Genomic DNA, 12,345 nt, shown 5'->3' with positions numbered 1-12,345 from the left:
GCAACTTTTACACGAAGATATTTTATAAGTGTTTAGAGCCATTCTTTTAAGATATTTTAAAGACAAAAAAAGACTTAAATGGTCTAGGCCCATTCGAGCCTGAAGGCTCTAAAAACGTTGTTTTTATGGGGTTAAGCATAGCTTAACAATCATTAGACCACTCGCTTTTTTTTGCCCTAAAGGACTTTATTTGCATAGCATCATCAAAGATTTTTTAATAAAGAGATAGTTTGATTTTTAAGACTTTGATTATTATTTATTATTAAAAAAAGATAATTTAACTTTTAAGATGTTGATTATTATATTGTAATAAAGACCTAGATATCCATTATTCCCTAGCCAAAAAACCTTATGGTCTTTTTGGGGAAGACACCCCCATCCCCTTATAGGGGAGTCACTTATAGAGGGAAAGATTTGCTTGTTAAATGTTTCCAACCTTTTTATGGCTTCCAATCTTTCAACTATGGAAGTTAGAGGAGGACATCAAAAACAAAACCACCACTACGAAAGCAACTAAAAGATTGCTTTCTATATCCTTTTTGTATTTTCAAAAAGGATCAAAAAGAAAAGATAACATAAGCCTTTTTTTGTTACAATTTTTGTAAGATTTTGTAACGTAATTCAAAAAAAAGCAAAGAAAATTAATGTATCAAAAACCCATAAAATAGGGTTTCATTAAAAAAACTTTATTTTGATAGAATAAAACTTATTTGAATTTTAAAAGGATTTTTGTTTTGAATTATCTATTTTTTGCTTTTATTATTTCTTTATTTGCAACGTTAGGAAGTCTTTTTTTCTCTGAAATTATGCATTTTATTCCTTGTAGTTTATGTTGGTACCAAAGAATTTTTATGTATCCATTAGTTTTTATATTTTTAATTAACTTATTGTATCCAGATGATAAAGTTTTTAAATATAGTTTTCCTCTTGTAATTATTGGTTTGTTTATATCAATTTATCACAATTTACTGATTTTAAAAATAATACCTGAAACTCTATCCCCTTGTATTAGTGGAGTACCTTGTAGTGTTGATTATCTGAACTATTTTGGATTTATTACGATTCCTTTACTATCTTTTATTGCTTTTTTAACTATTTTTATCCTATTAATAGCTTATAAAAGAAGAGTTTCTTAATCTTTTGTTATCTTTTTTAAGTTAGAGTTTTACAAAAATTTTTGAAGGGAAATTATATGCAAAATAAAGTTTTGGTTTTGGGTTCTTTGGTTTTGGTTTTACTACTTTTTATTGGATTTTCATTTTTTTATAAAAGTGAGCAAAAAGTTGAACAAGTAGCTACGACACCAAATATAAATGAACTACTTTTAAGAGATTACTCTTATAAAATGGGTGATAATCAAAAAAATATTAGTGTTGTTGAGTTTTTAGATCCAGAGTGTGAATCATGCGCTATATATTCAGAAGTTGTTAAGAAGTTATATAAAGAGTATTACAAAGATATCCAAATTGTCGTGAAATATTTGGATAATCATAAAAACTCTAGACTTACAATTCAAATGCTTGAAGCAGCAAGAGTTCAAGGTAAATACGAAGATGTTTTAAATATGATGTTTGAAAAGCACTCTTTATGGGCTTCACATTATTCTTCTGTTGATAAACCAGAGCTTTTATGGCAATTTTTAAAAGAGATTCCTGATTTGGATATTGAGAAGTTAAAAGTTGATATGAATAATCCAAAAATTGATGAAATCATTGCTCAAGATAGAGCTGATGCAACAGCTTTAGGAGTAAGAGGAACGCCAACACTTTTTGTAAATGGAGTTTTATTAAATTCTTTATCACAAAAAGCTCTATTTGATTTAGTAGAAAAAGAGATTTATAAATAATGGAGTATTTAGGAACAGCTGTTTTAACTATTATTTTAGTTGTTTTATTTATATATTTTACAAATAAAAATATATTAAAAAAAACACAAAGTAAATTAGACATAATAAATCGATATAAAATTGCTCTTTTAAAAATTTTAAATGAGTCAAAAGATGATAAAGAGTTACAAAGAAGTAATAAAATAGAGTTTCTAAAAAGAGTAAATGATGAATTATCAAGAAATATATTTTTTGAAAAACATGAAATAAAAGTTGTTTTAGAAGAGTTATCAAAAATGGAGAATGAATGAAAAAAGTATTAATTATAGTTTTAAGTAGTTTTGTTTTTTTATTTACAGCTTGTGATAGTAGTTCATCTATTGATGCAAAATCACTAGCAAAAACAAAAATAGAGGCAGAAAAAAAAGAGTTTGAACCAACTTCTTTTGTTTTATTAACAACAGATGAAAAATTTATTGGATTTAAAACATCAAAAGATGGACTAGATTTTGATGAGTTTAAAGGTAAAAAAGCTGTTATAGTAGATATTTTTGCAACTTGGTGTCCACCTTGTATTGAAACAATTCCAAAATTAAGAGAGATAAAAGATAAATACTCTGATAGTTTAGAGATTGTTTCAGTACTTTTCCAAGATGAAAAAACTGTTGAAGAAATGAAAGAGTTTATTAAAGAGTATCAAATTAATTATCCAATTACAATGGGCGAAGAGAATCAAAAATTAGCAGATGAATTAGGTGTTACAAAAGTTCCAGAGATGTTTTTGTTTTCAAAAAGTGGAAAATTTATACATAAATTTGTAGGAAATGTACCAAAAGAAGAGTTAGAAAAATATCTAAAAATTGCTATGGAAAATTAATCAAACTTAGATTTTATGATTAAAGAAAAAATAACTATATATTATGATAAAGAGTGTCCATTTTGTAATAGTTATGTAGGATATTTGAAGTTAAAAGATAGTTATGAATTAATTCTAAAAAATGTAAGAGAAGATAAAAATATAGATTCAAAATTTGATATTAACAATGGATTTATAGTAAATTTTAAAGATAATTTTTTCCAAGGTTCAAAAGCCTTGGAATTTTTAAATAGTGTTGTAAATAAAGATACTTTTTTAGGAAAACTACACTTTTTCTTTAAATATGATAATTTTTTCAGTAAATTATTATATAAATCTTTACTTACAGCTAGAAAACTACTTCTGTATCTTTTAAATAAAAAATCTAATATTTAAAATATTAACGATAAATTAACAGATCTTAGAAATAATTTCATAAATCTTAAGGAGGATTAAATTTATGAAATTAAAATATTCATTATTTGTATGTATTATTTTACACACTAATATAATTGCGGAAGATAGAACTATTTTAGATGAAGTATCTGTAACAGCTACAAAATATGAAAAAGCAACAAAAGATATTAGTGAAAGTATTGCTGTAGTTGATGAAAAAACAATAGAGGATAAAAATATCTTAAATGTACAAGATGCACTACAAACAATTCCTGGAGTAATAGCAGAATCAACTTCAAATAGTCCTAGTCCAAAATTAATTATTAGAGGTGCTGGATTAAAAGCTAGATTTGGTGTAAGAGAGATAATGGTTATGAAAGATGGAATTCCTATGACAGATCCAGATTCATTTACAAGATTTGATTTTATAGATATGCAAGATGTTTCAAGTATAGAGGTTCAAAAAGGACCTGGTTCAATAAATGCAATTAATTCAACAGGTGGAGTAATTCAGCTTATTACAAAATCAGTATTTGAAGAGGATAAGAATCGTATAAAATTTGGTGTTGGAAATGAGAATCAAAGAAATGTAAATATTAAACTAAGAGAGAAACTTGATGAAAACAATTTTGTATCATTAACTCTTAGTAAAAGAAAAATTGATAACTCATGGAGAGATAATAATGAGTTTGATACTACTCAAGCAACTTTAAAATATGGACATATATTTAAAGATTACTCATCAATAGAGAATGAAATATCTTATACAGAATCAAATTTAAATCTTCCAGCATCTATGAATCAAACTGAGTTTGATGAGTTTAAAAGAAGTGGAGAACAACATAATACTTCATACACTTGGCAAAATAGTGCTAGAGACTCTAAAATATTCTCATTTAGTAGTAAATATGAGAAAGAGATAGGAGATATATTATTAAAACCAAGATTGTATTTTAACTCTTGGGAGCATTTTCATCCAGTTACAGGATTGATTAATGATAGTGATGATAATAAAGTTTTTGGAACAGATTTAGAGTTTAATATATCACATAATCTATTTAAACAAGATGCAATGTTTGTTGGTGGATTAACTTTAAAAATGGATAAAACAAGAGATGCTAAGAAGTATGAGTATAGAGATTATTCTAAAGGTTTTGGTGGAAGAATTAGTAAAACATTATCAAATGAGAAAGGTAGTTTAGCAAATATTGAAGACTCTAAAACGGCTTTATATGGTATATATTTAATGGAGAGTTTTAAAGTAAATGATGATTTAGGTTTTGATATTAGCACAAGAGTTGATAAATTAAAATTTGATATAGAAGGTAATGAAATAACTAAGTATGATTATTCAACAGGTAAATATATATCTGGACAAGGAGATTATAACATTGATAACTCTTTTACACTTTTATCATCAAAACTAGGATCTAGTTATGCAATAAGTGATTTTACAAATCTATATGCTTCAGTTGCATTTGCTAATCAAGCTCCAACAACAAGTGAGCTAGATGAGACAAGTGATTTAAAAAAATCATCTAGTACAAATTATGAAGTTGGAGTAAAAACAAGAACAAACAATCTATCTTATGATTTAGCTTTATATCAAAACTATGTAGATGATGAGATTATACAGATAAAAGATGCAAGTGGTGATTCTATATATGATAATGCAGGAAAAACTAATAAAAAAGGTTTAGAGTTTAATCTGTCTTATGATTTAACATCAACTTTAGAAGTTGGTGGATCTTATGCTTATAGTAAATTTAAATTTGATAAATTTAATGAGAAAGTAGGAGCCAATTTAGTTTCAAGAGATGGAAACTATCTACCATCAATTCCAAAAAATCAATATGCACTATATTTAGCTTATAACCAAAACGGTTTCAAAACAAGAGTTACAACAAGAACTTTTGAAAGTTACTACATGGATAATGCAAATACACAAAAGTATGAAGGTTATATTATTACAGATTTAATGATTGGGTATGAGTTTAAAGCTCACAATATTCAATTAAATGTAAATAACTTATTTGACAAATATTACGCCTCTGAAGCTTCTAAAGATACAGGTTCAAGAGTTTCATATAAAGCAGCAAGTCCTAGAATGACAATGCTTACATATAATTATAAATTTTAAGGAAGATAGATATGATTAAGTTTATAAAAAGAGACAAAAATGATATATTTGGAATGCCAATTTTAAATATAATGTTTAAAAATAAAATTTTTCATAGAATAGCTCAAATATCTGTACTTTTTCTATTTTTTTATGCCATTTGTTTTGGATTTATAAATCCTACAAAAGAGAATAATATATTTACAACAGCACTTTTTTGGGGATTGTTTTGGCCATTTTTTATGGTTACAACTTTAGCTACTTTTGGTAGAGTTTTTTGTGGAGTTTGTCCACATGGTTTTATTGGAAAATATATCACAAAAATCGGTTTGAAAAAGAAAATACCAAGTAAATTAGCAAATCCATTTATTGGATTATTACTACTATTTTTTGCTTGGTGGTTTGTATACTATATGTTTCCGCAATTTTTTAAAACACCATACTCAACTGCAATTTTATTTTTTGTTATGACAATTGTTGCATCTATTTTTTATTATCTTTATGATGAGATGTCATATTGTAAATATATTTGTCCAATTGGAACAGTTACAAAAGTATATTCAAAAGTTGGTTTTACAAAATTACAGACTTATAAACAAGAGTGTCAAAATTGTAGAACTTTTGATTGTGCAAAGGTGTGTAGTTATAACTTAAAACCATTTACATTTGAGAAAAAAAACTCTATGGAAGATTGTACTTTATGTATGGATTGTGCAAGAGAGTGTGAGAGTGTAGCTTTTAAATTTACAAAACCATCAAATACACTTTTTAATAAATTTAAAAATTCAAAAGCTGAGGTTTGGGCTTTAATATTATTAACAGCAGCTATTAGTATTACAATGAGTTTTCACCACTCTTTAGGAAGAAGTGCAATAGTTGAAGAGTTTTTTTGGGTTAAAACAGCTAGATATTTTGAAGCTATAATAGATTTTGGTTCAATTGATACTGTTGGACTTTTTGCTTTTATTTATGCGGTAGTAATTTCAATATTTTTAAGTGTTGTAGGAATATTTATATCCTCAAAAATTATGAGAGTTGAATTTTCAAATACTTTTTATACTTTAGGATATGCTTTTGCACCTTTATTTATAATTGGAGGATTGTCTCATATTGGAGAGTTTTTCTTTTACTCTTATGCTTCTGATATTGTAAATGGTTTTAATCAAGCCTTTAGTTTAGGATTTGAAACCATGAAACCACTTGCTAGTAGAAAAGATGATTGGGTACATATTTTTAATATTTTTACACATATAGGATACATTTGGGCATTTATTATTATGATAAATAGATTAAAATTAATAGAGACTAAAAGATATTTAAAAATAATAGCTTTTCCATTTGCATCCGTTCTTATAATTTTTTATATAAGTCTAAATTTTTATAAGGCTTATATATTTGATACTTATGGGAAAATTAATTCACACAACCATATGAATCATAAAAAATAATCAAAAAAGAGGAGTATTTAAAATTTTAAAATACTCCTCTCTACTTATCTCATAGGCTCCTAAACTCTCTAAATGTTTATTATAAACTTGACAATCAATAATTTTAATACTATTCTCTTTTGCCCAATTACAAAGATAAAAAAATGCGACTTTTGAAGCATCATTTACAAGAGAGAACATACTTTCACCGCAAAATATATCATTTATTATAAGTCCATAAAGACCACCTACAAGCTTTCCCTCTAGGTAAACTTCAATACTATTAGCAAACTCTAAATTATGCATTAGAGTGTAAGCTTTTATAAAATTATCATCTATCCATGTATCATTTTCATGTTTTCTTTTTACTTTTTGACAATTTTTTATAACATTTTCAAAATTTGTGTTTGATTTTATTTCAAAACCTCTATTTTTAATTGATTTTTTTAAGCTTTTTGATACTTTTAAATCATTTGGATATAAAATCATTCTTTTTTGTGGACTATACCAATTTATATAGTTATAATCATCAATAAACCAAGGGAATAAACCATTTTCATATGCATTAAGTAATCTTTGTGGATGAAAATCACCACCAATTGCAACTAAATCACCACCCATTTGTTCTAATGTTGGAAAATTGAAGTTTTCATCATCCAAAAGCCAGATTTTTTCTTTAATATCTAGTAGTTTCATTTTGGCATTTTATTTAAAATTATGTTAATATCCAATTTTTAAGAGGTTTAAATATGAAAAGAGTAGATGCTTATTTATCAAGTTTAGGATATTGTAGTAGAAGTGAAGCTAAAAAATTTTTAAAACAAAATGAAGTTTTATTTTTTGAAAATAGGGTATTTAATCCAAGCACTAAAGTAAATCATGATGATGTATTGGTAAATGGGGAAAAACTTGATAGTGAAAAAATTATAATATTAATGAATAAACCTTCTGGTGTTATTTGCTCTCATAATGATTCTGGGGTGCTAATTTATTCCCTTCTTCCACAAAGATGGCAAAATAGAAATCCAAAAATTTCAACTATTGGAAGATTGGATATTGATACAACAGGAGCTATTTTATTAACAGATGATGGGGAGTTAAATCATAAACTTACAAGCCCAAAAAAAGATGTAAAAAAGATATATGAAGTGACTTTACAAAATCCACTAAAAGGTGATGAGAAAGAGATTTTTGAAAGTGGGAATATTATTTTAAATGGAGAAGAAAAGCCACTAAAACCAGCAAAACTTACTATTTTAAATGATAAGTTAGTTCATCTTGAAATTGTTGAAGGAAAATATCATCAAGTAAAAAGAATGTTTGCCTACACAGGAAATAAAGTTGTGAAACTACATAGATTAGAGTTTGCTGGTTTTAGAGTTGATGATTTAAAAGAGGGTGAGTTTAGAGTTATTGAAGATAAATTCTAACTCTAAATATCAAGCTTTTAAAAACTCAGTTTCTATTTTTTTTCTTAATTCACAAACAGTTTTTAGTGCATCTTCTTTATGGTCTGAAAATCCCCAATTAACTAAAATCCCTTCAATCCCAGCTTTTTTTGCTGCTGCAATATCTTTATTTGAATCGCCAATAAGTTTTGTTTTCTCTTTTTTTGTATTATATTTATCAAGTAAAACATTTACCATATCTGGATTTGGTTTAGGTTTAGCAACATCGTTGTATCCTAAAATTGTAGAAAAGTATCTATCTATTTCAAGATGAGATAACATTTTTTTAGCAGCATTTGAATTTGCATTTGTTGCTATACAAAATTTAAAATCATTTTTAAAATCATCAAGAATATCTTTAATTCCATCATAAATTACTAAATCATTCAAACAGTTTTGATTATAATACTCTTCAAAAAGGTTTGTTACTAAAGGTGTAAACTCTTTTTGATTATAAAAAAACTCTGCACTATTTATATTTATATCATTTACATGTTCTAAGATAAAATCATGTTCAAATTTTTCAAGCCCTAAATTTTCTCTTACATAATTTACTGTATTTGCAATTGCATGTCCGCTATTTATTAGCGTTCCATCCATATCAAAAATAATCATTCTCATAAAAACCCCTTAAAATGGCTTTAACATTATATAGTTTTTATATTAGTAAGAAGTTAAAAATATTTTCTTGCTAAATAAGACAAATTTTATCTTATTTTAATATTTCTTTTATTATAATTCTTTCATAGGATATTTGTATTGAATCCTCCTACAATTAAATACAATTTTTTTATAGTATCCTATACTTTTTTTGAAATGAATTTATATTATATAAGCTTTGCAGTTTTTCCCTCTGCAAAGCTTTTTTTTATGCCAAAAAAGATACAATCACCCCTAAATTTATTATATTTTGGAGACATATGAAGAAAATCTTACCGATATTAACAGTTGTTTTAATAATCGCAATAATTGTAATAATATTTATATCTATGGCAAAAGAGCAAAAAATGGTAGTAATAAAAGAGGGTAATGTTTCTCAAACTCCACTTGAAATAATTTTAGGTAAGTATCAAGATAGTGATTGTGGAATGATTATTAATGATTTAACTTTTGCTTCTCAAGTGATTTCACAAGATGGAAAAACTTGGTTTTTTCATGATCATGGTGGAATGGCAAATTGGTTAAATAATAAAGATTTTAAAAATAGTGTTAAAATTTTTGTTATGACTAAAGATACAAATAGATATATAGATGGGAAAACTGCTTTTTATAGTACAAATGAAATAACTCCAATGAGATATGGTTTTGGAGCTTATGAAAATAATCAAGATGGTTTTATAGATTTTGAAGAGATGAGCTTAAGAGTTTTGAGAAAACAGACTTTAGCAAATCCGCAACATAAAGAACATAAACATTAATGGAAACTTTTAGCCTTATTTCAATTATATCAATAGCTCTTCTAGGCTCTTTTGGGCATTGTATTGGAATGTGTGGAGGAATAGTTGTAGCGTATTCTAGTACAAAAATAAAAAGTGAATATTCAAAAACTATTCAAAGTGTTGCTCATCTTTTGTACTCTTTTGGAAGAGTTACAACATATACAATTTTAGGAGCTATTTTTGGTTTTATTGGTGGAGTTGTAACTTTCTCAAATACTACAAGTGGAGTTTTTTTATTAATAACTGGTTTTTTGATGGTAATAGTTGGATTTTCGCTTTTAGGAAAAATAAAATTTTTAACTATTTTGGAGCATAGTTGTTCAAAATCACCACTTTATCAAAAAACATTCAAAAATCTTTTAACATCTAACTCTTTGTTTAGTTTCTATCTTTTAGGTATGTTAAATGGGCTTTTACCTTGTGGCTTCGTGTATGCTTTTGCAATTACAGCTGCAAGTACAGGAAGTGCTTTTTGGGGTGCAGTTGTTATGTTTATTTTTGGACTTAGCACTATTCCAGCACTATTTTTCTTAGGATTTTTTGTTGGATTTTTTAAGCAATCAAATTTAAGAGATATTTTTATAAAAATAGCTTCTATTTTAGTAATTATTTTTGGAATATATATAGCGTACAAAGGTTATGAATATATTATTGACCCAACAAAATCAATACTAAATTGTCATATATAAAATTATTAGGCTTCATTCTTGAAGCTCTTTAGAGATTTGCTACTTTAATAATTTTTTTAAAATTATGTTTAAAAGTAGACAAATATGAAAGGTTCCCTTTTTAAATTGGGGAACAAAATTTAAAAAGGAGGAAAAAATGAAAAGATATTTTAGCTTTTTTGGTATTTTAATGGCAACATCAAATGCAAAATTTAATATGTTTTATTCAAAATTTGATAACTATTTAGAAAAATTACCAAATATAAAAAATAGTTTAATAAAAACTGAACTAAAACCAATCAAACAATATTCAACAAATAATTTATAAAAAATAAGGTCAAAAATGAAAAAAATAAATGTAAGCTTAGTTGCAAGCTTTTTAATAGCAACAAATTTATACTCACAACAAACAAGCTCTTTAGATGAAATTACTATTTCAAGTGCTACAAAATCAGAAGAAAAATTAAAAAATGTTACAGCAAATGTTGATGTTATAACAGCAGAAGATATTGAGTCAAGAAAGTTTAAAACAGTAATTGAAGCTTTAAATTCTCTTTCAGGAGTTAGTATCTCAAGTAATGGTGGAATTGGAACTTTAACTCAAGTTTACTTAAGAGGGATGAAAAGTACAAATACTTTAGTTTTAATCGATGGAATAAGATATAATAATCCATATGATGGTTCTGTTGATTTTGCACATCTTATGATAAATGATATCGAAAGAATAGAAGTAATTAAAGGTGCTCAAAGTAGTATTTGGGGAGCAGATGCTAGTGCTGGGGTTATAAATATTATTACAAAAAGTGCAAAAGATGGAACATATGCAAATATAAATCTTGAAGCTGGAAGATATGACTCAAAAATTGCTAAACTAAATGTTTCACACAAAAATGAAAGTTTTGATGCAAAATTAAGTGCTACTAGAGTTGATACAGATGGTTTTTCAGCTAAATCTCCAAAAAGTAGTGAAGCAAAAAATTATGAAGATGATGGATATGAAAATACAACAGTAAATCTTAAATTAGGATATAACTTTGATGATAGTAATAGAGTTTCAACTTCATATGAAATAATTGATGCAAAAATAAATTTTGATGATTCATCAAGAAACTCATCAGCTTATACAGATTTAATGAATAGTATAGTTAGTTTAAATTATGAAAATAAAAATAGTTTTGCTACTACAAACATTTATACAAATTATTCAAGATTTAAAAATGAAACATATGCAGAAACTTATAATTCAAAAAATAAAACTGATATAAGAGAATATGGTATTAAATCTATTATTCCTTATTTAGAAAGCTCTTCATCTTTTATAATAGGAGCTGATTATAAAGGATTTGAAGATAAAGAAGATATAAATAGAAAATATAATAGCAAAGCTATTTATATCACAAATACAAATAAGTTTTTTGATGATAAAACTATTATAACTGAAGCTTTAAGATATGATAGATATAGTGATTTTGAAAATAAAACAACTGGAAAAATAGGAATAAAACAGTATATTATTGATGATTTAAATATTAGCACTAATTATGGAACAGGATACAATACTCCATCTTTTATACAATTATATAAAACATCTTGGGGTGGAAATCCAGACTTAAATCCTGAAAAAACAAAATCTTATGATGTCGGGATTGAGTACAAAGGTTTTTCTATAACTTACTTTAATACAAAAGTTAATAATTTAATACAGTCTATAGAAATAGCTCCATGGACTTATCAAAATAAAAATATTGAAGGAGATAGTAAATTTAAAGGTACTGAAATTGCCTATAAAAATGAAGTAATTGAAGATTTACTTTTAAATTTAAGTTATACAAATTTAAGTGCAAAAGATGCAAATGGAGATAAACTTCTAAATAGACCAACAAATAAGTTTAATTTTGGAGTTGATTACTATGGTTTAAAAGATTTTCATATTAATATAAATGGAGAATATATTGGTACTCGTTATAGTCCAAATATAAACTGGGGAAATCCTGATGTAAAAACAGGAAACTATACAATCTGGAATGCAGTTATTGATTATCAAGCAAATAAAAACTTCTCAACTTATATAAAACTTGATAATATGTTCAATAAAGATTATCAAATAGTTGATGGATATGCTACAAGTCAAAGAGCAGCATATTTAGGTATAAAGGCTAGTTTCTAA

Annotated in this window: 14 protein-coding genes; 12 read left to right on the top strand and 2 right to left on the bottom strand. The window is 25.9% G+C overall.

Annotated features, from left to right (window positions below; translation table 11 throughout):
* Positions 1–710 precede the first annotated feature (710 nt).
* From AC5LG6_RS02300 to AC5LG6_RS02270, 7 genes are all read left to right on the top strand, one after another.
* The gene (locus tag AC5LG6_RS02300) at positions 711–1,136 is read left to right on the top strand and encodes a disulfide oxidoreductase (protein WP_309146501.1); all 426 of its coding nucleotides are present in this window, start codon (positions 711–713) and stop codon (positions 1,134–1,136) included.
* A 56-nt stretch (positions 1,137–1,192) separates the two neighbouring features.
* Positions 1,193–1,846, top strand: coding sequence for a DsbA family protein (locus AC5LG6_RS02295; RefSeq protein WP_066222316.1), 654 nt, complete (start codon positions 1,193–1,195; stop codon positions 1,844–1,846).
* Complete coding sequence (locus AC5LG6_RS02290) at positions 1,846–2,136, top strand: hypothetical protein (RefSeq protein WP_066359174.1); 291 nt, start codon at positions 1,846–1,848, stop codon at positions 2,134–2,136. The genes AC5LG6_RS02295 and AC5LG6_RS02290 overlap by 1 nt, the downstream gene beginning before the upstream one ends.
* Positions 2,133–2,702: a TlpA family protein disulfide reductase gene (locus AC5LG6_RS02285; protein ID WP_066404977.1), complete on the top strand. Its 570-nt coding sequence runs from the start codon at positions 2,133–2,135 to the stop codon at positions 2,700–2,702. The genes AC5LG6_RS02290 and AC5LG6_RS02285 overlap by 4 nt, the downstream gene beginning before the upstream one ends.
* Positions 2,703–2,717: 15 nt before the next feature.
* Positions 2,718–3,077, top strand: a complete 360-nt coding sequence (locus tag AC5LG6_RS02280) for a DCC1-like thiol-disulfide oxidoreductase family protein (RefSeq protein ID WP_498585583.1) — start codon at positions 2,718–2,720, stop codon at positions 3,075–3,077.
* 64 nt (positions 3,078–3,141) lie between these two features.
* The gene (locus tag AC5LG6_RS02275; protein ID WP_498585582.1) at positions 3,142–5,217 is read left to right on the top strand and encodes a TonB-dependent receptor; all 2,076 of its coding nucleotides are present in this window, start codon (positions 3,142–3,144) and stop codon (positions 5,215–5,217) included.
* Between the two features lie 11 nt (positions 5,218–5,228).
* Entirely contained in the window at positions 5,229–6,644 is a 1,416-nt protein-coding gene (locus tag AC5LG6_RS02270; RefSeq protein WP_498585581.1) for a 4Fe-4S binding protein, read from the top strand.
* On the opposite strand, the gene aat is transcribed toward AC5LG6_RS02270, so the two are convergent.
* Complete coding sequence (gene aat / locus AC5LG6_RS02265) at positions 6,645–7,319, bottom strand: leucyl/phenylalanyl-tRNA--protein transferase (protein ID WP_498585580.1); 675 nt, start codon at positions 7,317–7,319, stop codon at positions 6,645–6,647.
* 53 nt (positions 7,320–7,372) lie between these two features.
* Here aat and AC5LG6_RS02260 point away from each other — a divergent pair, with 53 nt between their 5' ends.
* A complete protein-coding gene (locus AC5LG6_RS02260) occupies positions 7,373–8,053 on the top strand; it encodes a pseudouridine synthase (RefSeq protein WP_498585579.1) in 681 nt (226 codons plus the stop codon).
* Between the two features lie 9 nt (positions 8,054–8,062).
* On the opposite strand, the gene AC5LG6_RS02255 is transcribed toward AC5LG6_RS02260, so the two are convergent.
* Positions 8,063–8,692, bottom strand: a complete 630-nt coding sequence (locus tag AC5LG6_RS02255) for an HAD family hydrolase (RefSeq protein WP_066157258.1) — start codon at positions 8,690–8,692, stop codon at positions 8,063–8,065.
* Between the two features lie 299 nt (positions 8,693–8,991).
* Here AC5LG6_RS02255 and AC5LG6_RS02250 point away from each other — a divergent pair, with 299 nt between their 5' ends.
* From AC5LG6_RS02250 to AC5LG6_RS02235, 4 genes are all read left to right on the top strand, one after another.
* Entirely contained in the window at positions 8,992–9,489 is a 498-nt protein-coding gene (locus AC5LG6_RS02250) for a hypothetical protein (protein ID WP_066168793.1), read from the top strand.
* Positions 9,489–10,199: a sulfite exporter TauE/SafE family protein gene (locus AC5LG6_RS02245; RefSeq protein ID WP_066359182.1), complete on the top strand. Its 711-nt coding sequence runs from the start codon at positions 9,489–9,491 to the stop codon at positions 10,197–10,199. Before AC5LG6_RS02250 ends, AC5LG6_RS02245 begins: the two co-directional genes overlap by 1 nt.
* 136 nt (positions 10,200–10,335) lie before the next feature.
* Positions 10,336–10,506, top strand: a complete 171-nt coding sequence (locus AC5LG6_RS02240) for a hypothetical protein (protein ID WP_181403660.1) — start codon at positions 10,336–10,338, stop codon at positions 10,504–10,506.
* Positions 10,507–10,521: 15 nt separating this feature from the next.
* Positions 10,522–12,345, top strand: a complete 1,824-nt coding sequence (locus AC5LG6_RS02235) for a TonB-dependent receptor plug domain-containing protein (protein WP_498585578.1) — start codon at positions 10,522–10,524, stop codon at positions 12,343–12,345.

This window comes from Arcobacter thermotolerans (genome assembly GCF_983172305.1).
The sequence above is the reverse complement of the archived record's forward strand: the minus strand, read 5'-3'. Positions and strand labels throughout refer to the sequence as shown.